Below are 20,713 nucleotides of genomic sequence, written 5' to 3'. Positions count from 1 at the left end.
CGTCAGGGTTTGACGGCGCTGAAAATTGCGGTGCCCGGAAAGAGTTGGCCGCGAAGGGGACTCCACTGTCCCCATTCGCGGTCCAACCATTCTGGCCACTCCGGTTCGATGATGTCCTGAACCTGCAGTCCGGCGGCAACCAATTCGCGTACGCGGTCGCCGATTGTGCGGTGATGCTCGACGTACGTCGGGACGCCGTTGTCGTCGACCTCGACGTAGGGCGTGCGGTCGAAGTAGGGGAGTGTTGCGGTCAAACCCTTGGGGCCGGGATCGTCGGGGAAGATCCAGCGGATCGGGTGATTGACCGCGAAGACCCACTTTCCGCCCGGCCGCAGGACGCGTGCGACCTCGTTCATGACCTGTTGGGAATCGGCCACGAAGGGGACTGCGCCGAACGCCGAGCAGACGATGTCGAAACTCTCGTCGGCAAACGGCAGCAGTTCCGCGCTAGCTTGGATCAGCGGGACGCGTGGGCCGCCGGTGTTCATCGCATCGACTCCGCGGGCGAGCATCCCCATCGAAATATCGAGTCCGACCGCTCGGGCGCCGTGGCCGGCCAGCCATCGTGCGCACGGGGCGGATCCGCAGCCCACTTCGAGAATGTCCTTGTCGACGATGTCGCCCAGAAGGTGATGGTCGCCTTCGTGCAGTCCCTCCGGGCACCAGACGAATTCGCCTTCGGCACTGTTCACGCCCAGAAAATCGCCGTGTGTCCGGTGATAATCTTCGGCGTCGGCGTCCCACCATGCGCGGCTCGCACGGTCGCTCGTATCGGAGTCGACTCGAGCTCGTCCGACTCCACTGGTACCGAGGATGGAATTGGCGGCGGCGTGGCGATCGTCAGACATATCGAACAGACTAGAGCGCGTACGGCGGCGACAGAGTACCCGGGTTTGCCTGGTCACACAGCCGACGCGTAGTCTTACCCACGCGAGTGTCTGTCATTCTGCCGATTGTCTGTACGGGGCCTTTTACAAGGTTGCGGATTGGTATGAACGAGAGATCTCGTGGTGCGCCGTTCGGGCGCGGAATGTGTTTCGGTTTCCGGTTGTTACCTTTCGGGTGCAACTGGGTACTGCGTTTTCGCGCCTAGATGTTGCATCTCGTCCGACAAAATCCATCAACCGACCACAACTCGTCCGGAGCAATTCAACATATGCCCTCCACAACCCATACCTCGCCGCAGGTAGCCATTAATGACATTGGCTCTGCCGAGGACTTCCTCGCCGCCATTGACGCAACGATCAAGTACTTCAACGATGGTGACATCGTCGAAGGCACCATCGTTAAGGTCGATCGCGACGAGGTCCTGCTCGACATCGGTTACAAGACCGAAGGTGTCATCCCTTCTCGTGAGCTCTCCATCAAGCACGACGTCGACCCCAATGAGGTCGTCTCCGTGGGAGATGCGGTTGAGGCTCTCGTCCTCACCAAGGAGGACAAAGAAGGTCGACTGATCCTGTCGAAGAAGCGTGCTCAGTACGAGCGTGCCTGGGGCACCATCGAGGAGCTCAAGGAGAAGGACGAGGCCGTTAAGGGCACCGTCATCGAGGTCGTCAAGGGCGGCCTCATCCTTGATATCGGTCTTCGTGGCTTCCTCCCCGCTTCGCTCGTCGAGATGCGTCGCGTCCGCGATCTCCAGCCGTACGTCGGCAAGGAGATCGAGGCCAAGATCATCGAGCTCGACAAGAACCGCAACAACGTGGTTCTGTCGCGTCGCGCATGGCTCGAGCAGACCCAGTCTGAGGTCCGCAGCGAATTCCTGCACCAGCTCCAGAAGGGCCAGGTCCGCAAGGGCGTCGTGTCCTCCATCGTCAACTTCGGTGCATTCGTGGACCTGGGCGGCGTAGACGGCCTGGTTCACGTTTCCGAGCTGTCTTGGAAGCACATCGATCACCCGTCCGAGGTTGTCGAGGTCGGCACCGAGGTCACCGTCGAGGTTCTCGACGTCGATCTGGACCGCGAGCGCGTTTCCCTGTCGCTCAAGGCAACGCAGGAAGATCCGTGGCGCCAGTTCGCTCGCACCCACGCGATCGGCCAGATCGTGCCCGGCAAGGTCACGAAGCTGGTTCCGTTCGGTGCATTCGTGCGCGTCGAAGAGGGAATCGAAGGCCTCGTTCACATCTCGGAGCTGGCAGAACGCCACGTCGAGGTTCCGGACCAGGTTGTTGGTGTCGGCGACGACGCGCTCGTCAAGGTCATCGACATCGACCTCGAACGTCGTCGTATCTCGCTGTCGCTGAAGCAGGCCAACGAGGATTACAACGCCGAGTTCGATCCGTCCAAGTACGGCATGGCCGACTCGTACGACGAGCAGGGCAACTACATCTTCCCCGAGGGCTTCGATCCCGAGACCAACGAATGGCTCGAGGGCTTCGACAAGCAGCGCGAAGAGTGGGAAAACCGCTACGCCGAGGCTGAGCGTCGCCACAAGATGCACACCACTCAGATGGAGAAGACCGCTGCAGACGAGGCCGCTGAAGCTGCCACCGCTGCCGCAGGCTACTCCTCGGAGACTGCATCTGCTGACGACGATGAGGCTCCGGTCGCTGAAGGCTCCGCTCCGGCTGAGTCCGCTGGCGGATCGCTTGCCAGCGATGCACAGCTCGCCGCACTTCGTGAGAAGCTGTCGGGCAACGCATAAGGATTACCGCTTGATCTGATCAAGCGAGATCTTGAAAGAACCCCGCTCCTGCATTGCAGGAGCGGGGTTCTTTTTGTTGCGCAAGCTCATACTCCGGCGCTACGTGCACATCGCTCTGCGGGGTGATGTGCGTCGGTACTGCCGATTTCTAGGCTGGTCCTATACCTACTACGGCCTTGGAGATATCGGTGCATATGCAAGCGAATTCAGTCCCGGTTCACGTGGTCTCACGACCTCCAATCTGGCGACCGATCGTGACGTTTCTTCTGGTGTCGGCAGCGACGTCGCCGATTCTTGCGCTCCTGCAGAACATCAGCGGTCTCGATCCGCAGACGCTGCGCCTTACCCAGTTCTCGACGCTGGTCGGAGCGTTGGTCGTATTGGCCGCGTGGCGAGGCCGGCTGGTTCTACCCAAGGTGACACGCAGCGGCTTCGTGGTGCCGATTGTCGCGGGGGCCGCCGCGGCGGGCGGAATGTTCGCCGGGATCTGGGCGCTGGACCGATTGACGCCGCAGCACTGGGGTGTTCTCGACGTGGCTACGCTTCCGAACTCGATCGCCGTGGTCTTGGTTGCGGCGTTGTTCGGCGCCGCCGCAGAGGAAATCGGTTGGCGGGGCATTGTCCAGCCGCTTCTCGAAACCCGGACCGGAGCGATCCCATCGATGATCGGAACTGGACTCCTGTTTGGCGTCGGGCACTTTTATGTAGCGAGCGAGGGACCTCTGGTCTATCTGCTATTCGTCGTCGGAGCTACAGCGATGTCGGTCATCTTCGGGACATTGAGTGCCGGCAGGACTATCTTCGGTCGAACGGTCGTCGCCACGATGGCCCATTGGTTCGTCAATATCGGTCTGCTGCTCTTCTTTTCGGATGGTGACGCGTCGGCAGTATGGATGGCTCAGCTAGCCGCGGCCTCGGTCGTCGTCGCCGGATTCTGTGCATACCGAGTCAGTGCCGGTAGCAGAGGCAGGTGCCTTCAAGCACTCGAATTTCGAGATCAAAATAGGCCACCAGCCTGTTAAGACTGATGGCCTATCGGTGCAGCTGTGAAATTCTAGGTCAGGCGATAGTTGCCGGAGCCGGTACCCAGTACGTCGCAGTGGCTTCTGCGGTGCGCTTGCGCATCGACGCGAAGCTGTGACGGCCCTGGCTCACGAGCACGGTGAACCATGTCCGGCGATGCTCCGCCAATGCGAAGGCGACCTCGGGGTATTCGATGCAGTGCACGCCGTTCGGCATTCCGAGGCGGTGCTGACCGAGATGGTCGCGATCTGCTCGCATGGCGTCCACTTTCTCGAGAAGGTACAGGGCGTTCGCTAGAACTTAACCACACGGATTGCGTAAATTGTGGTAATTGGGTCTCGAGGGTGCGGCGTGTTCGATATCAGGACTCCTTCTCGACCACGGTCATTGAGGGTGAGAGACTGTCGGTTGTGTTGAGACTTGGCCTCACTGGAGGCATCGGAGCCGGCAAGTCGACTGTGTCGAAAATTCTCACCGAACTGGGAGCTGTGATTGTTGATGCCGACCTGATCGCCCGGGAAGTCGTAGAACCCGGCAGTCCGGGACTAGCAGCGTTGGCGCAGGCATTCGGTGACGGAATCCTTGCCGACGACGGCAGTCTCGATCGGCCTGCTTTGGCGGCGTTGGCGTTTGCCGACGACACGTCCCGCGGCACACTCAATTCCATCCTTCATCCGCTGATCGGGGACCGGACGGCCGAGCAGATTGCTGCCGCGTCTTCAGACTCCGTTCTGGTGCAAGATATTCCGCTGTTGGTCGAAGCGGGGATGGCTCCGGCATTCAATCTTGTCATCATCGTGTACGTCGATGCCGAAGAGCGGGTACGACGGTTGGTCGGCTCACGGGGGATGCCTGAAGCGGATGCCCGCGCTCGTATCGCGGCGCAGGCGAACGATGAACAGCGACGTATCGTGGCGGACGTGTGGCTTGACAACAGCGGGGATCCGGGGGCGCTCGACGCGGTTGTCCGTGAGTTGTGGGCAACGCGAATCGCGCCGTTCGAGGAAAACCTGCGCACTGGCTCGGTAGTTCGAGCTCTCCCCGAATTGAGCCCGGCGGATCCGTCGTGGCCCGCTCAGGCCGGTCGGCTGATCAACAGGCTGGCGCTCCTCTGCGGTGGCCGCGCGTTGCGTATAGATCACATCGGTTCCACTGCCGTTCCGGAACTTGATGCCAAGGATGTGATCGATATTCAGATCACGGTCGAACACCTGGGAATCGCCGACGAACTTGCCGCTGATCTTGCGGCCGGAGGCTTCCCGCGTATCGAGCACATCGTTGCCGACGACCCGAAGCCTGCGTATGTCGGCGGTGAAACCGACCCTGCGGTGTGGGCCAAGCGGATTCACGGCGGCGCCGATCCCGGACGTTTGGTGAACATTCACGTCCGCGTCGACGGTTGGCCGGGCCAACAGTTCGCCATCCTGTTCCGGGACTGGCTGCGGGCAGACGGTGCAGCGCGCGACGAGTATTCGTCGTTGAAGGTCCTCGCAGCCTCGCAGGCAGCCGGAATCGACGATTACGACAAGGCGATAGGCGCCTACCTCGCGGTCAAGACACCGTGGTTCGACAAGGCGTTTCATCGGGCCTGGGACTGGGCTGGGAAGTCGGGTTGGAACGCGTAGCGACTACCGCCAGGTGATGGGCATGCCTACCGACGTGAGCCACGATCCCAGATTGTGATCGTGCGCGGCGATTCCGTCGATGGTGCTGGCCGCTGTCAGCATGGCGCGTTCGGAGGTCTTAGGGTCGAGGATTCCGGTCGCATGGGCTTCGAGGAGTTCGTCGACGTCGAGTAGTTCCGTGCTGCGCCCGGTCTGCACGATCAGATCGAGGTAGTGGTCTTCGGATGTCCAGACATGCTCGCCGCGAGTGAAGTCGCCGATGTCGATGTAGTGATCCTGGTCGCGTTCGTGGCCAGGGTTGAAATGGAAGATCGATGCGCGGATCCCGAGGTCGGGGAGTATCCAGGACTCCAGGTAGTGGAACTGTGGGTGGTCCGCGTGCCGAGCCATGTAGAGGCCCCACGGTTCTTCGCGATAGTGCTCGACCTGGCGAACGAAGCCCTTGGGGTCGATGTTGGTTCGCGCCACCAGATCGAATGTCTCGACCTTCGGCGGGTGGATGTGGGGGCGGGCTTCGCTCATGTTGGAAGAACCTACCGCCGAAGTGCTCACGCGCAACTACACATGCTGTCGGTGGGTGCGTTTACCCTGGTTTCATGGCGTTTGCTTCCGAACATCCCGTCCTCGCGCACTCCGAGTTCCGCCCGATCGGCGACATCGAGCGTTCCGATGCGCGTTTCGAGGTTGTCAGTGAATACGAGCCGGCCGGCGATCAGCCGGCCGCTATCGCAGAACTCGAGAAACGGATCAAGGCAGGCGAGAAAGATGTTGTCCTGCTCGGTGCGACGGGTACCGGTAAGTCTGCGACGACGGCCTGGCTGATCGAGAAGCTGCAGCGTCCGGCCTTGGTGATGGCTCCCAACAAGACGCTGGCCGCCCAGCTGGCCAACGAGCTTCGAGAGATGCTGCCCAACAATGCTGTCGAGTACTTCGTCTCGTACTACGACTACTACCAACCTGAGGCGTACATCGCTCAGACCGATACGTACATCGAGAAGGATTCGTCGGTCAACGACGACGTCGAGCGTCTGCGGCACTCGGCGACCTCGAGTTTGCTGTCACGGCGTGATGTCGTCGTGGTGGCGTCCGTGTCATGCATCTACGGTCTCGGTACACCGCAGTCCTACTTGGATCGCTCGATTCAGCTCGATGTCGGTGTCGAGATTCCACGCGATGCCTTCCTGCGCCTACTCGTCGACGTTCAGTACAACCGCAACGACGTCGCGTTCACCCGCGGATCGTTCCGAGTTCGCGGTGACACAGTCGAGATCATTCCGTCCTATGAAGAACTGGCTGTTCGTATCGAGTTCTTCGGCGACGAAATCGAGGCTTTGTACTACCTCCATCCGCTGACCGGGGACATCGTCCGCAAGGTCGACACCGTTCGGATTTTCCCGGCCACCCACTACGTAGCTGGTCCGGAGCGATTGGAGCGTGCCACCAAAGACATCGAGGCGGAACTCGAACAACGTCTCGCAGAATTGGAAGGCAAGGGCAAACTGCTCGAGGCCCAGCGTCTGCGGATGCGTACGCAATACGACCTCGAAATGATCAAGCAGGTCGGATTCTGCTCGGGCATCGAGAACTACTCGCGGCACATCGACGGCCGTGGACCGGGCACTGCGCCGGCAACACTCATCGATTACTTCCCGGAGGACTTCCTCTTGGTCATCGACGAGTCGCACGTGACGGTTCCGCAGATCGGAGCCATGTACGAGGGTGACATGTCGCGTAAGCGAAACCTGGTGGAGTTCGGCTTCCGACTTCCGTCGGCAACCGACAACCGGCCGCTTACCTGGGAAGAGTTCAGTCAACGGATCGGTCAGACGGTCTACCTGTCGGCGACTCCCGGAAAGTACGAGCTCGGTCAGACGGGCGGCGAGTTTGTCGAGCAGGTCATCCGCCCTACAGGTCTGGTGGACCCGGAGGTCATCGTCAAGCCGACGAAGGGCCAGATCGATGACCTGGTGCACGAGATCCGTGACCGGGCGGCGAAGAATGAACGCGTCCTCGTCACGACCCTGACCAAGAAGATGTCGGAAGACCTCACCGACTACCTCCTCGAACTCGGAATCCGTGTTCGGTACCTGCACTCCGACATCGACACGTTGCGTCGCGTCGAACTTCTGCGGCAGTTGCGACTGGGGGAGTACGACGTCCTGATCGGCATCAACCTGCTCCGAGAAGGCCTGGACCTGCCCGAGGTGTCCCTGGTGGCAATCCTGGACGCTGACAAGGAAGGTTTCCTCCGTAGTTCCACCAGCCTTATCCAGACCATCGGCCGCGCGGCTCGTAACGTGTCCGGTCAAGTCCACATGTACGCAGACAAGATCACCAAGTCCATGGCGCAGGCAATCGAAGAGACCGAACGCCGCCGGGAAAAGCAGGTCGCCTACAACACGAAGATGGGTGTGGACCCGCAGCCACTGCGGAAGAAGATCGCGGACATCCTCGATCAGGTTTACGAGGAAGCCGAGGACACTGCAGCCTCGATCGACATCGGCGGTTCCGGTCGCAACGCGACGCGCGGACGGAGAGCGCAAGGCGAGGCGGGTCGCTCTGTCAGCGCGGGCGTGTACGAAGGCCGCGATACCAAGTCGATGCCGCGCGCCGAATTGGCAGATCTGGTCAAGGAACTCACCGATCAGATGATGAATGCTGCCCGCGATTTGCAGTTCGAGTTGGCCGGCCGTTTGCGTGACGAGATTTCGGATTTGAAGAAGGAACTCCGCGGCATGGACGCAGCCGGATTGAAGTAGACCGCCTGGCGAGGTGAACCGTAGCTTCCCGCTACGGTTTACGTATGGACGCACAGACTGCAGGTAAGACCGGCCGTACTCTCGAGCTTCTTCATTCGTTGGCCTACTTTGTTCCCGAGACGGAGCAGGAATTGGTTGCTGCTGGTCTCGAGCCTGGCCGAATGATCTACTTCGCCGGCCGTTCGGCGCCTTTGGGGGCTCCGCCCGCTACCGTCGTGACGTCGACGTTCTACAACTTCAATCCGGAACTGATCGGCAGCGTCATTCCGAGGGCGTGGGAACTGGCGAAGCCGTCGGACATCGTTGCAGCGCGCTACCGTGCGATCGATGCCGCGTACGTGCGACTACTGGGTGCTGATGTGACGGGATCATCCGACATGGCGGAGGCCGCTGAGTTGGTATCGATCGCAGCACGCAACATCCCCGGCGTCGAGGGCCGTCCGTTGTACGCCGGATGGGCGTCGGTCGAGTGGCCCACGGTCCCACATGTCGCTTTCTGGCATGCGTTGACCTTGCTGCGTGAGTACCGCGGAGACGGCCATATCGCGGCTCTGCAGACCGCCGATCTCAATGGTTTGGATGCTCTGATCACGCACACCGCAACCGGAATCGGCTTCCAGAAGAAGTTTGCGCAGACGCGTCGGGGATGGTCGCAGGAACAGTGGAACGAGGCCGTCGAAAGCTTGAAGGATCGTGAACTATTGGACCGCGCAACGGGCGAGTTAACCGAGGACGGTCAGGATTTGCGTGACGTCGTGGAGGATCTGACAGACGATCTGGCGTTTGCACCGTGGGATGCCTTGGGCGAGTCGGGGGCGAAGCGGCTACTCGAAATCGCTGCGCCGTGGCGCGCTGCGTTAGTTGAACAAGAAGTATTTCCGACGGCCTTATTCGGTCCGCGTTTCGGAGAAATGCGCTGACCTGCTATCTTTGAAAGATTCTTGATGTTACTTCACATCACATTCACTGTTGATTTGTGGTGTGTACGGCAATTGACACAATCGTCGCCACAACCCCGCTAATGTCAGCGCAGCGGTTGTCGAGTTGGTGCAGATTCTGCGTCAGTCGGTAGCAGCTGTTCTGGCCATCCCTTAAACATGGAGGAATGAATGAGTGCCTACCGGACCGTTGTCGTAGGAACCGATGGCTCCGAGTCGTCACTGAAAGCGGTGGACCGAGCTGCGAGCATCGCCGGCGACGCCGGTGCACAGCTCGTGATCGCGTGTGCGTACTACCCGTCGGACCCGAAGGACGTCAGTGCTGCAGCAGACGTACTCGGCAACGAGGCATACCAGGTCACCGGATCGGCGCCTACCTACGAAATTCTTCGAACCGCTCGTGAGCGCGCCCATGCCGCCGGAGCGCAGAACATCGTCGAACGCGCAGTGGTCGGCGCTCCGGTCGAATCGCTGCTGGCGCTGCTCGACGAGGTCGAGGGTGACCTTCTGGTTATCGGAAACCGCGGACTGAACACTTTGACAGGTCGTCTTCTCGGGTCGGTCCCGTCCGACGCTGCTCGCAAGGCGACGTCAGACGTCCTGATCGTTCACACCGTTCGCTGATCGCGCAGTAGTAGTCGGCTTCAGCAGTAGTCGGCCTCAGCCGCATCAACAATCACCGCAGCCAGTCGATCGGCGTCAGGCGAGATTGTGGGTGCGGCTGAGTTGTCGGTGGGGATAGCAGTGTCCTGAAGTTGTGATGGATTGCCCGTCGCTCCGTTGTGCGCCATGGGCCTCACGTTCGCAATGATCGTCGCACGGTCGGTACCGGCGCGCAGCTGTCGACAGATTCCGTCGCCGAGTGCCTGAAGGGTGTCGTCGGGAAGCTGTGATTCGCCGCCACCTGCGAGTACCGCGTCCCGGAGTCGGTGGACACTGGCAGTTCGAGGTGATGGCGCTGGGGTAGTCGTGGCTGCGACACCGTCACCCGGTGCCGAGGCTACCGAGGACTGAGCCTGGGTGCAGCCGACCAGCATCGATCCGCAGAGGCCGATCAGCACGGCGCCGCCTACGGCGCGTGTGCGAGGCCGTGCGAGCAATTGACGGGTACGGGTCGAGATCGGTGCTGCCACGAGTGAGATTTCCTTCAGTAGAAGCGACATGAACGAAGGTACCTCCCGTCGTCACGCTACGGGCGCGAACACTGCCTCGGCGACATCGTCGAGCACCGCAGGAAGCGATTCGACGTGGATGATGCCCAGGCGCTGTGTTGCGCGAGTCAATGCGACGTACAGGTCGTTCATGCCGCGCGGGGATTCATCGAGAATATTCGCCGGTTCGACGATGAACACGGTATCGAACTCCAGACCCTTGACGTCCTTGACGGACAACACACTGACAGAGTCGTCGGCCAGACCGGCCAGGGTTTTCACCATGTCAGCTCCGGCGATCACGGCAGTGAGACCGGCGTGTGACTCGTGCTGGATGCAGTGGCGCACCGATGCTTCGACGTTCTCGGCCGTCGTCTTCAGAGCCCAGGGTGTAAAACCGCTGTCTCGGACCGAGCGCGGAACCGCTTGCGACGGATCGATTTCCTCGAGGACCCGGTGCGCGACATCCATGATTTCCGATGGGGTTCGGTAGTTCACCGTCAACTGGGTGAGCTTCCAGCGCTTCGCGACGTACGGTTCGAGAATTGTCTGCCAGGACGACGTGCCGGCGGGATCACCGGTCTGAGCTGTGTCGCCGACCAGCGTCATCCACCGGTTCGGTATGCGACGCATCAACATTCGCCATGCCATCGCGGACAGTTCTTGTGCTTCGTCGACGATGACGTGACCGTAGGTCCAGGTGCGATCTCCCGCAGCACGTTCCGCGGTGGTCTGGTGCTGTCCGAGATCGTGGCGCTGTGCAAGCTGGCTGGCATCGATCAGGTCGTAGGCCATCAGGATCTCGGGGTCCAGTTCGTCTTCGAGATCCTGCGGGGCCGAACCTGTCAGAATATCGAGTGCGCCCTGCGCGTCCGCGATTTGCGCACGCCATTGTCGTTGTGCACGTTCACGTTCCGCCGCGTCGTCGACGCCGAGAATTTCAGCCAATTCATCGAGAAGTGGTGCATCAGCAGCACTGAATCCGGGGCCGACGCTCTGCAACAATTCGGCACGCTGGTCGTCGTCGAGTTGCGGCGCAGCTTTTGCCAACCGAGTCGGTGACGTCCAGAGTTCGGCCAGAATCTGCTGCGGTGAAAGTTCGGGCCACAGTTTGCTGATTGCGGCCATGATGTCGGTGTCTTCGCGCATTTCGTCGCGGATGTCGGCGATGTCGTCTCGGCTCAGAAGCGAACCGCCATCTACCAGGTTGCCGCCGATGATCGCTGCCATCTGCAGGGCCAGAGCTTCGATGACTGCGGACACGAAGATCGGTCTCGCCAAGTTGTGGGGGCGCCGGGACGAGCGCGCTCGTCCGCGAGCCTTGGTGACCACCTGTCGATCCAACTTGAGATCGTAGGTATCGAATCGAAGGACGATCGGTTTCGACGGTACTTCCTGGCGATCGCGAACAGCGTTCTTGAGGACTTCGAGGATGTCGAGAGACCCCTTGATTTCGCCGGCCTTCAGCGAATCGACCCGTGTCGCACGAACTCCCGGATACAGATCGCCGATGGTGGAAAGGAGGACGCCAGTCTCACCGAGCGACGGGAGCACCTGGCTGATGTAGTCGAGGAACGTTGCGTTGGGGCCGATGATGAGAACGCCGGCCTTCGCCAACTGTTTGCGGTAGGTGTAGAGCAGAAATGCGGCGCGGTGTAGTGCGACAGCAGTCTTGCCCGTTCCGGGGCCACCCTGAACCACGAGCACACTTTTATGCTCCGAGCGGATGATCGTGTCCTGCTCGGTCTGGATCGTCTCGACAATGTCGTTCATCTGCCCGGTGCGGGCTGCATTCAGCGCATCGAGGAGTGCGCTCTCGCCGGCAACGCCATCGGATTCACTCACGACGCCGGCAGCACGCGCTGCATCGAGGTCCAGGTACTCGTCGTTGATTCCTGTGACCTTGCGGCTCCGGCTACGGATATGGCGTCGTCGCTTCACTCCCTCCGGTGCTGCCGGAGTCGCCAGGTAGAAAGGGCGTGCCATCGGTGCTCGCCAGTCGAGAAGGAGGGTTTCGTAATCGTTTTCGGTGTCCAGGATTCCCAGGCGTCCGACATAACGGAGTTCGTCGTCGAAATCAATTCTGCCGAAACACAGTCCGTTCTCGGCAGCGTCATACTTGGCCAGGTCCTCGGTATACATCGCGTTGAAAGATTCGCGTTCACTGCGAGCCTGTGGTGTGCCACCGGTCTCCAACAAGACAGTGCTCAAGCGCGATTTGGCATGCTTCCGAAGATCGTCGAGACGGGAGTACAGCATCGTCACGTAGTGCTGCTCGAGCTGTTGCTCGGTCTGTGACGGGTCCGCGTCGGGCAAGGGATCTCCTAGGCTTGGTGAAAGAACTTCATGCACCGCAAAAGTGCCAAGACAGTCTAGTTCGCTCAGGTGAATTGCCGTATATAAGCAGGTCAGGCCACCCGAAGGTGGCCTGACCTCATGCGCAGTGGTGTCAGTGCGTCAATTCATCGCGCTTCTCGCGGGCCTTCGCAAGCGCAATTTCAGCACGCTTGCGTGCACGCCTACCGAGAACCTCGGACTGCTCGGAGGCAGTCTCCGCCCACTCGTTGCTCTTCTCGAGTGCGAGTTCGGCGAACTCTGTGCTTCGCTTGCTCGCCAATTCAGCGATGACGGCGCTCCGTTCCTTGGCGGTTTCCGCCAATTCGGATCCTCGCTTCTGTGCGATCTCGAGTATTTCGGGTGCGCGTTCCTTTGCCACCTCGAGCCAGTCGGCGCCATGTACTTTCGCAGATTCGGCCAGTTCGGAGCCTCGTTCCGACGCGAGTGCCAGGGCATGTTCGAGGCGGTCGCCGGTGTGATCGCTCTGTGCCGCAACGAGAGGCAGCGCCGCTGAAATTGTTGCTTGCGCCTTCTTTGCCGCGCGTCGACCGCGCCAACCAAGCGACGGCTTGCCTTCGGTGTCGACGGACGCGATCATCAATCCGCCGAGCAGACTGAGGTTCTTCACGAAGTTGGTGCGTTGCATTGCACGGATCGACGGGTCGGACTCATTCCAGAAATCATGGCCGGCGAGAGTCGTCGGAATCAGGCTTCCGGCCAGTGCCAACGACGCGACACGAGGCGCCTTCCCGCTGGCCAGTAGCACTCCGCCGCCAATCTGTACGACGGCGTTGAGCTTGACGAGAGTCTCGGGATCGGCGGGCAATTTCTGTGTCACAGCGCCGGGCAGAGTTTCGACGGACTTGTCGATCAACGGACTCGCCTTCACCGCTCGTTGAGCGGGATTTCGGAGCGCGTCGATTCCGCCGACGATGAAGATGGTGGAGAGTAGCGGACGAGCAATTCGGCGTACCAGCATGTTCAAGCCTTCCGACGTAGGTCTTTTCCACCCTAGCGATTCGGACATGTTCCGGGGCGGTTCGGTTGTGTCGCGGTCAGCGTCTTGAAGGTGCATCGATGTGGGCGGTCAGTTCACGAGACCTCACGCCGGGCTACGTCATGGCGGTCTGGGGTGCGCGTGAACAGTGTCGACTCACGGTTGCTTCGGCTATCTTTTCGTGCGGCGCAATCCAGGAGGCAAATCGGCAATTGCCGCCGACGAGTGCCGCCCACGGTTGGTGTGCGTCGCCGTAACCCAGCCCATTTCAGTGTCCTTCGCTACCGAACCAGGTTGATTCGCGAGTGAAGTCGTTCTCGCCGAGACGGAAATTTGCATTGGTCCGTACCTATAAATTTCCATTCGAGAAGATATTTTTCCATTTGACCTGCGAATTTGTGGATCTGTTGAAAATATTTCTAGTACGCACCTTGACATGTGAGGCCCATCACGCTTGTATCTAAACCTGAACTTAGGTTTATATCTCAGCCTGGCCGGAGGTGCTCGTGATGGATGTAAATGGACAGGCTGATGCCGGCCTGTTGCTTCTACTGCTAGTCGTGGGACTGCTGATCACCGGTCATGCGGTTCAAAAGCCCCTCGGAAGGCTAGGGGGAAACGGATTGGCAACTACAGCAACAGTTTTCATGGACTCTTCAGTGGGGCGTCAATCGTGAGCCTTGGGCTCGGTTGCCTCGGGGTAACCGGATTGATCGGCCTCCGAGCAGTTTTTATCTGACACTTTCACTTCCGTTTCACTGCTGCACTCGCCTCACTCACCCAAGCAAACAGTCCAGGAGAGAGAATGAAAAACACGCTCAAGGTCCTAGGTCCAACGCTCGTGATTGCACTCGCCGTTGCCGGTTGCTCCTCGAAGGCGACCGACTCTGACAGTGCGGCAGCAAGTGGCGACCTGAAGACAGGTATCGGTGTAACCGCTGATGCCATCACGTTGGGCTCGCTGGTGCCGCTGAGCGGTCCGATCGGTGGTTTGGGCCAAGACGGAGTTGCCGGCATCCAGCTGTGGTTCGACGAGGTCAACGCGAATGGCGGCGTGTGCGATCGTCAAGTACGGATCGAGTCGCGCGACAACAAGTACAACTCCCAGGAGACTATGACGCAGTACACGTCGCTGCGTTCGGACATCGCCGCGATCGTGAATCTGTCTCCGGGGACGGATGCCGTCACCCTCGGGCCCAAGCTCGCTCAGGATGGACTGGGCGTGATGGCCGGCTCGTTCGACCCCGTGCTGCTGGCGGTGCCCGAGGCATTCATGCCGGGTACGCCGTATGACGTAGAAGCCGTGAACGGCGTGGCCTACTTGGTGAAGCAGGGGACCCTGAAGGAAGGCGACACGATCGGTGTCATCGCTTATCCGAACGGAATCGGAGCGGCGGTCACGAACGGTGTCGCCGGTGCAGCCAAGCAGTTCGGCCTGAAGGTGGAGAACACAAAGATCGACAGCACGGCCACGGATGCAACCTCGCAGGTCAACACCTTGCGGCAGTCGGGTGCAAAGGCGATTGTCATGGGAACTGCAGCCGCACAAACTGTTTCGGCGGCTTCTGTAGCGAAGGCGAGCGGGTATGACGTGGTCATTCAGGCCACTAACCTGCTGTCCAGCGGGGACCTGGCAGGACCGGCCCGCGATGCGCTTGTCGGTCACGTTGTCCTGACTTCCAACAATGCGCCCTTCAGTTCGAATGCGGCACCGGTACAGGAACTCTTGGCTGCTTGGACGGCCAAGTACGGCGACCGCGCGATCACTTCGCCCGCAGCGTCCGGATACTTGATGGCGCAGTTGATCGAAAAGGGCTTGAACCAGGCGTGTAAGGACAACGATCTCACGCCGAAGGGCATCACTGCAGCGATGAGCAAGATGGGAGCCATCTCCAACGACGGCCTGGCTGTCGACCTCGATTACTCCACTCCCGGCAAGGCTCCCTCACTGTCCTCCTTCATCATCAAGCCTGATCCGAATGCCAAGGGCGGCACGGTAATTGTGCAGGAACCCGCCGCCAGCGAAGCCGCGGTCAAATATGCGGCCGACAAGGGCTACGCCAAGTGATTGCAGGGCGAGGAGGCCAACGATGATCGAAGTCGATTCCCTTGCAGTGAGTTACGGAACCGCAAAAGTTCTTCACGACGTGAATTTGCGCGTCGACGACGGGCAGATCGTAGCGCTGATCGGAAACAACGGTGCGGGCAAAACCACACTCCTGCGGGCACTCTCAGGGATTCTCGGAGCGCAGGGCGGACACGTTGTCGCCGGGACCGTACGTGGCGAGGGTCTGGATCTCAGCCGAAGCAAGGCGGACAAGATCGTTCGACACGGCATCGTTCAGGTACCGGAAGGGCGTCGAATCTTTGCGCAACTGACCGTCCAGGAAAACCTCATGGCCGGCGCACTGTCGGTGCGCTCGCGGTCTCGTGTGGCGGCCAGCTTGCGTCGAGTTCGCGAACTCTTCCCGATCCTCGTGGAGCGGTCGGGGCAAACCGCCGGCTTGCTGTCCGGGGGTGAGCAGCAGATGCTCGCGATCGGACGGGCTCTGATGAGCGAGCCGAAGGTACTGCTCATGGATGAACCGTCGTTGGGTCTGGCACCGCTCATCGCTCAGCAGATCATGGAGACGATCACACAGGTGAACGCGGACGGGACGAGTGTCCTTCTGGTCGAACAGAACACCAGGCTCGCTCTGTCCGTCGCGCACCATGCGTATGTCCTGAATGGCGGGACCGTGGCTGCCGACGGACCCGCGGCGGAACTGATCGACTCCGACATGCTCCTCGAACTCACACTCGGTAAGACTGCCGCTCACGGTTCCGCCGTGTCGGCCATGACAGGGGAAGGACACGATGTCTGAAATAGACGGGAATCTTCTCACGGCCGAGGGCTTGACGGTTCGGTTCGGTGGCGTCCTCGCACTGGACAATGTCTCGTTTGCTGTCAAGCGCGGCACCATTCATGCACTGATCGGTCCGAACGGAGCCGGGAAGTCGACGTGTTTCAACGCTCTCACCGCGTTGTACCCGCTGGCGTCGGGCCAGGTCCGTCTCGGTGGTGAGCGGCTCGATACTCTGCCGCAACACGAGATCGTCACCCACGGAATTGCTCGTACGTTCCAGAACCTGGTGCTCCCGCCGCACCTCACCGTCGCGGACACGCTTCGAGTCGGTCGTCACCACCGGACACGCACAGGGATGCTTGCCGCGGCATTGGCTTTGCCCTCGGCTCGGCGTGAGCGGGCCGAGGACGAGAGGGTAGTTCAGACAATGGCGGAGGCGCTGGGTATTGAGGAATACCTCGACCAGCCTGTCGGGCCATTGCCGTATGGCATCCGCAAGAAAGTGGAAATCGCGCGCGCCCTGTGTGCGGAGCCGTCGCTGCTGTTGCTCGATGAACCGGTTGCGGGCATGAATGACGCCGAATCACGTGCTTTAGGTGAGCAGATCCGGGAATGCCGCGATCGCTTCGGCCTCACTGTGCTCCTCGTCGAGCACGACATGGAGTTGGTGCTCACTCTTTCCGACCATGTCACGGTCTTGCAGTCCGGCAAGGTGATTGCCGACGGCGCACCTGACGCCGTGCAACGGGACCCTGCTGTCATCGCCGCGTACCTCGGTACGGACGCGACGCCCTACGAATTAGAGAGGACTTCTCGTGGATAATTTTGTGAATGCCTTGGCTGGGGGACTGTCACTCGGTGCGCTGTATGCCGTGATGGCCCTCGGATTCGTGGTCATTTACCGGGCCACTGGAATCCTCAATTTCGCCCACGGTGGGTTCTTGCTCTCGGGTGTCTTCGTGGCGGCGCTGGTCAGCGAATCGCATGGATATCTGGTGGGCGTCCTGGCCGGACTCGTGGTGGGTGCGGTGGTAGCGGTCATCACTGATGTTGTTTTCATTCGGCAGTCCCGGACTCAGGATCACGTGACGCTGACGATCCTGACTCTCGGTGTGAACTTGCTGATCGTCACCGAAGTCAGCCGTCGTCTCGGTTCAGAGTCCTGGGCCCTCAACGATCCGGTTGGAGACCGGATCGTTGAATTCGGGATGATCACCATGCCGGCGTCGCGGCTCATCGCGCTCGGGGTTGCGGTTACCGCGATCATCGTGTTTCTGCTCCTCTTCCGATTCACAAACTGGGGCTTGGCGATGCGCGTGAGCAGTCAGGACGCAGAGGTCGCCAAGCTGATGGGCGTGCGGTTGTCGCGAGTCTCCTGGACGAGCTGGGCAATCGGTGGCGCGCTCGCGGTTCTTGCCGGGTTGTTCCTTGCGTCCTTCCCGGCCGCTGGCGTTTCATCTTCCTTGGCCGACACGGCATTTCGCGCTTTTCCAGCCGCAGTAATCGGTGGTCTGGGATCGGTCGGCGGCGCACTGGTTGGCGGCATGATGCTCGGCCTGACCGAAGCGTTTGCAGCGACCTACGAGAGCTCATTGGGCGGATGGGCGCACAACCTGTCCGGTATCAGCGCGTGGATACTGCTGTTGGTTGTTTTGCTGGTGAGGTCCGAGGGTCTGTTCAGTTCGAAGCAGGTGGCCCGTGTCTAGAGGACGTTTACTCGTAGCCGGGCTCCTGGTAGCGCTGGTTGTCGCACCGTACTTCGTCAGTGAATTCTGGTTGCAAGTCGGCGGTCTGGCCATGGCTGCAGCAATCGCTGCGATGGGATTGACGATGCTCGTGGGCGTCGCCGGTCAGATTTCGTTGGCCCATGCAGTCTTTGTCGGCATCGGAGCGTACGGCTACGTCATCCTGGCGAGCCCGTCGGGTGAGAATGTCTGGGGCTTGGGCCTGCCACCCGTTGTTGCTGCCGTCGGGGCAGTTCTTGCCGCGGGGATAGGTGGACTGCTGCTCAGCCCGCTGTCGAGTCGCGTCACCGGACTCTACTTGGCGGTCGTCACCATCGGGTTGGTGTTTATCTGGGTCCACTTCCTCAACGAGGTCGAGCAATTCAGCGGTGGCTATATCGGCCGTGCGGTACCGGAATTCGATATCTTCGGCGTGAGCTTCGGTGACAGCGAGCCGTGGCACATATTGGGTGTGCCCTTCGGTGCAGTGGAAAAACTATGGCTGGTCGGAATCGTCTTGGTGGTGGTGACATTCATTGCGGCCCGTCGGATCGTCCAGGCAAGGCCGGGGTTGGCTCTGTCCATGGTGCGCGAGAGCGAAGTGGCGGCCGCATCCATGGGGGTCAACGTGGGCCGGTACAAGGCCGGAGCCTTCTTCGTCGCCTCGGTGTACGCGGGCATTGCCGGCGTGTTCCTGGCCGTCACGATTCAGTTCATTACCCCACAGGCGTTCGGGTTCACGCTTTCCACTGACTACTTGGTGATCATCATTATCGGCGGTCTCGGCAGCTTGCGCGGCGCAATCGCCGGTGCAGTGTTCGTGACTGCACTGCCTCGACTGCTCGGGCAGTATGCCGGCAACATCCCCTTCCTCGTGCCAGTGGGAGAAGGTGGCGTCGACGCCAACGTGATGAGCGTCTTCGTCTACTGCGGCCTGTTGATCCTCGTCATCATGTTTGCCCGCGGCGGACTCGATCGGGTTCTGGGGTGGCTGACAGGGCCGGCGCGCCGCGCGCGCCACGTTCCCGAATCGAAGCAGGATATCGCTACGGAACCGAATCAGGATCCTGAGCAGGATCTAGTATCCGAACTGAACCAGGAGAAGGAGACCGTCTGATGCACACCTGGCTGCACGTTCTCGACTGGCGTGCCACGTCCGATCCGAATGTCCTTGCGGTGAGCGACGATCGAGAGCAGTTGACGTACCGGCAACTTCAGGATCGGGTCGAGAAGACCGCTGCAAGCTGGTATGGCCTAGGCGTACGGGCGGAAGACGTCGTTGCGGTAATTTCCCACAACACTGTTGAATTCCTCGTCCAGACACTCGGTCTCATGCGGCTCGGCGCAGTGCCGCTACTCGTGAACTGGCGAATGACCGGGCACGAAATCGATCGGTTGCTCGAGATCGCGACTCCGGTCGGGATTTTCGCCGACGAGTCGTGCCGGTCCGGTGTCGACAATCGCGACGATCTCATTCGAGTAGTGGACGGACCTGGTGGTGACGGCTGGAACGCAGTCGTCGGTATCGCCGAGCCGCCTGCGCCGTACCCACATAACCGGTTGCGCAGCGATCAGGTGGCGTTCCTCATCCACAGCAGTGGAACTACTGGTTTGCCCAAGGTGATTCCGCTCGATCACGGCTCACTCATTCGCGGGCTCGCGGGGTTCGCTATCGATATCGGCGACCAGCAGCGGGGTAGTCGGCACCTGGTGATGATGCCGCTGTTCCATCTCGCAGGATTCGCCCAGGCAATGCAGTGTTTCTTAACCGGGGGGGCGCTTTTCGTTCAAGACGGATTCGACATCGACCGAGTAATCGATACGGTTGCGCACGATGGCATCAACTTCTTCACTGCCGCCCCGACAATTATCGAGATGCTCGTCGACGCTCTGGAGGGTGCGCGACTAGGTGCCGACTTGTCGAGCTTGCGTGAGGTGCAATACGGCGCCGCGCCAATTGAATCCGCGTTGCTGGAGCGGGCCCTCCGCGTGGTCTGCAGTCGGTTCCGCCAGATCTACGGTAGTACCGAACTTCAGGGATTCCTGTCGGTACTACGCCCGGAGGATCATGTCCCGGGCAGTGAGCGACTCGCTTCCGCAGGCCAGATCTCGCAGGGATGGGAGGCGCGCATTGTCGATCACTCTGGTCGCACGCAGTCCGATGGACAGGCTGGCGAGTTGTGGGTTCGCAGTGAGAACGTCATCCGCGAATACTGGCGCAATCCGGAGGAAACTGAGGCAGCCTTTACCGACGACGGCTGGTACCGAACTGGTGACATGGCAATCCTCGACGAGGACAGATTCCTGCGGATCGTCGGGCGCACCAAGGACATGATTATCAGTGGCGGCGAGAACGTCTATCCCGCTGAGATCGAGCGGGCACTACTCGAGCATCCTGCTGTCGTGGATGTTGCAGTGGTTGCACGGCCGCATCCGAAGTGGGGCGAGACTCCGGTGGCGTTTGTTGTCTGCGCTGCGAATGCGGTTCCAGCCGAGGGTGAATTGGCTCGCCACTGCCGGGAACGGTTGGCCGGGTTCAAGTGTCCGTCCTTGATCGAGCACATTGCAGAGTTGCCGCGCAATGCCCTGGGGAAGGTGCGCAAGGTCGAATTGCGCGAGCGCGTAATCAGTTCCTCCTGAACGGCCATGAGCCAGGAGTGCAGGCCAGG

At 60.7% G+C, this 20,713-nt stretch carries 18 protein-coding genes; 12 read left to right on the top strand and 6 right to left on the bottom strand.

Going from position 1 to position 20,713, the window contains the following annotated elements; translation table 11 throughout:
* Window positions 1-2 precede the first annotated feature (2 nt).
* Window positions 3-848: a class I SAM-dependent methyltransferase gene (locus tag MTX36_RS12490; protein ID WP_243620054.1), complete on the bottom strand. Its 846-nt coding sequence runs from the start codon at window positions 846-848 to the stop codon at window positions 3-5.
* A 308-nt stretch (window positions 849-1,156) separates the two neighbouring features.
* On the opposite strand from MTX36_RS12490, the gene rpsA reads away from it, so the two are divergent.
* Both rpsA and MTX36_RS12480 read left to right on the top strand, forming a co-directional pair.
* Window positions 1,157-2,644 (top strand): 30S ribosomal protein S1, encoded by a 1,488-nt coding sequence (rpsA, locus tag MTX36_RS12485; protein WP_243620053.1) that lies wholly within the window; start codon window positions 1,157-1,159, stop codon window positions 2,642-2,644.
* 254 nt (window positions 2,645-2,898) lie between these two features.
* Window positions 2,899-3,666 (top strand): CPBP family intramembrane glutamic endopeptidase, encoded by a 768-nt coding sequence (locus tag MTX36_RS12480; RefSeq protein WP_243620052.1) that lies wholly within the window; start codon window positions 2,899-2,901, stop codon window positions 3,664-3,666.
* 37 nt (window positions 3,667-3,703) lie between these two features.
* Here MTX36_RS12480 and MTX36_RS12475 read toward each other — a convergent pair whose 3' ends face one another.
* Window positions 3,704-3,925 carry a hypothetical protein gene (locus MTX36_RS12475; protein ID WP_094273485.1) on the bottom strand — a complete coding sequence of 74 codons (222 nt, stop codon included), beginning with the start codon at window positions 3,923-3,925 and terminating at the stop codon, window positions 3,704-3,706.
* Window positions 3,926-4,077: 152 nt separating this feature from the next.
* Here MTX36_RS12475 and coaE point away from each other — a divergent pair, with 152 nt between their 5' ends.
* Window positions 4,078-5,292 (top strand): dephospho-CoA kinase, encoded by a 1,215-nt coding sequence (gene coaE / locus MTX36_RS12470; RefSeq protein ID WP_243620051.1) that lies wholly within the window; start codon window positions 4,078-4,080, stop codon window positions 5,290-5,292.
* Window positions 5,293-5,295: 3 nt separating this feature from the next.
* Here the strand turns inward: coaE and MTX36_RS12465 are convergent, their stop codons facing one another.
* Window positions 5,296-5,814: a DUF402 domain-containing protein gene (locus MTX36_RS12465; protein WP_243620050.1), complete on the bottom strand. Its 519-nt coding sequence runs from the start codon at window positions 5,812-5,814 to the stop codon at window positions 5,296-5,298.
* Window positions 5,815-5,888: 74 nt separating this feature from the next.
* Between MTX36_RS12465 and uvrB the strand changes: the two genes are divergently transcribed.
* The 3 genes from uvrB to MTX36_RS12450 all read left to right on the top strand — a co-directional run bounded on the left by uvrB (window position 5,889) and on the right by MTX36_RS12450 (window position 9,613).
* Complete coding sequence (uvrB, locus tag MTX36_RS12460; protein WP_243620049.1) at window positions 5,889-8,051, top strand: excinuclease ABC subunit UvrB; 2,163 nt, start codon at window positions 5,889-5,891, stop codon at window positions 8,049-8,051.
* 44 nt (window positions 8,052-8,095) lie between these two features.
* On the top strand, window positions 8,096-8,971 hold the full coding sequence (locus tag MTX36_RS12455; protein WP_243620048.1) for a hypothetical protein: 876 nt from the start codon (window positions 8,096-8,098) through the stop codon (window positions 8,969-8,971).
* A 189-nt stretch (window positions 8,972-9,160) separates the two neighbouring features.
* A complete protein-coding gene (locus MTX36_RS12450; protein WP_094273481.1) occupies window positions 9,161-9,613 on the top strand; it encodes a universal stress protein in 453 nt (150 codons plus the stop codon).
* Window positions 9,614-9,633: 20 nt separating this feature from the next.
* Here MTX36_RS12450 and MTX36_RS12445 read toward each other — a convergent pair whose 3' ends face one another.
* The 3 genes from MTX36_RS12445 to MTX36_RS12435 form a co-directional block, all read right to left on the bottom strand.
* On the bottom strand, window positions 9,634-10,152 hold the full coding sequence (locus MTX36_RS12445) for a hypothetical protein (protein ID WP_243620047.1): 519 nt from the start codon (window positions 10,150-10,152) through the stop codon (window positions 9,634-9,636).
* A 21-nt stretch (window positions 10,153-10,173) separates the two neighbouring features.
* Complete coding sequence (locus MTX36_RS12440; protein ID WP_243620046.1) at window positions 10,174-12,456, bottom strand: 3'-5' exonuclease; 2,283 nt, start codon at window positions 12,454-12,456, stop codon at window positions 10,174-10,176.
* 133 nt (window positions 12,457-12,589) lie between these two features.
* Complete coding sequence (locus tag MTX36_RS12435) at window positions 12,590-13,456, bottom strand: DoxX family protein (RefSeq protein WP_243620045.1); 867 nt, start codon at window positions 13,454-13,456, stop codon at window positions 12,590-12,592.
* 823 nt (window positions 13,457-14,279) lie between these two features.
* On the opposite strand from MTX36_RS12435, the gene MTX36_RS12430 reads away from it, so the two are divergent.
* The 6 genes from MTX36_RS12430 to MTX36_RS12405 are packed head-to-tail and all read left to right on the top strand — an operon-like array spanning window position 14,280 to window position 20,684.
* Window positions 14,280-15,542: an ABC transporter substrate-binding protein gene (locus MTX36_RS12430; protein ID WP_243620044.1), complete on the top strand. Its 1,263-nt coding sequence runs from the start codon at window positions 14,280-14,282 to the stop codon at window positions 15,540-15,542.
* Window positions 15,543-15,564: 22 nt separating this feature from the next.
* Window positions 15,565-16,338, top strand: coding sequence for an ABC transporter ATP-binding protein (locus MTX36_RS12425; protein WP_243620043.1), 774 nt, complete (start codon window positions 15,565-15,567; stop codon window positions 16,336-16,338).
* Window positions 16,331-17,143 carry an ABC transporter ATP-binding protein gene (locus MTX36_RS12420; RefSeq protein WP_243620042.1) on the top strand — a complete coding sequence of 271 codons (813 nt, stop codon included), beginning with the start codon at window positions 16,331-16,333 and terminating at the stop codon, window positions 17,141-17,143. The genes MTX36_RS12425 and MTX36_RS12420 overlap by 8 nt, the downstream gene beginning before the upstream one ends.
* Window positions 17,136-18,026: a branched-chain amino acid ABC transporter permease gene (locus tag MTX36_RS12415; RefSeq protein WP_141210671.1), complete on the top strand. Its 891-nt coding sequence runs from the start codon at window positions 17,136-17,138 to the stop codon at window positions 18,024-18,026. Before MTX36_RS12420 ends, MTX36_RS12415 begins: the two co-directional genes overlap by 8 nt.
* A complete protein-coding gene (locus MTX36_RS12410) occupies window positions 18,019-19,161 on the top strand; it encodes a branched-chain amino acid ABC transporter permease (protein ID WP_243620041.1) in 1,143 nt (380 codons plus the stop codon). Before MTX36_RS12415 ends, MTX36_RS12410 begins: the two co-directional genes overlap by 8 nt.
* Window positions 19,161-20,684, top strand: a complete 1,524-nt coding sequence (locus MTX36_RS12405; RefSeq protein ID WP_243620040.1) for a class I adenylate-forming enzyme family protein — start codon at window positions 19,161-19,163, stop codon at window positions 20,682-20,684. The genes MTX36_RS12410 and MTX36_RS12405 overlap by 1 nt, the downstream gene beginning before the upstream one ends.
* Window positions 20,685-20,713 lie beyond the last annotated feature (29 nt).

This window comes from Rhodococcus sp. ARC_M6, assembly GCF_022810305.1.
Lineage (GTDB): Bacteria > Actinomycetota > Actinomycetes > Mycobacteriales > Mycobacteriaceae > Rhodococcus_F.
Note: the sequence above shows the minus strand (reverse complement) of the source record. Positions and strands in the feature narration are given on the sequence as shown.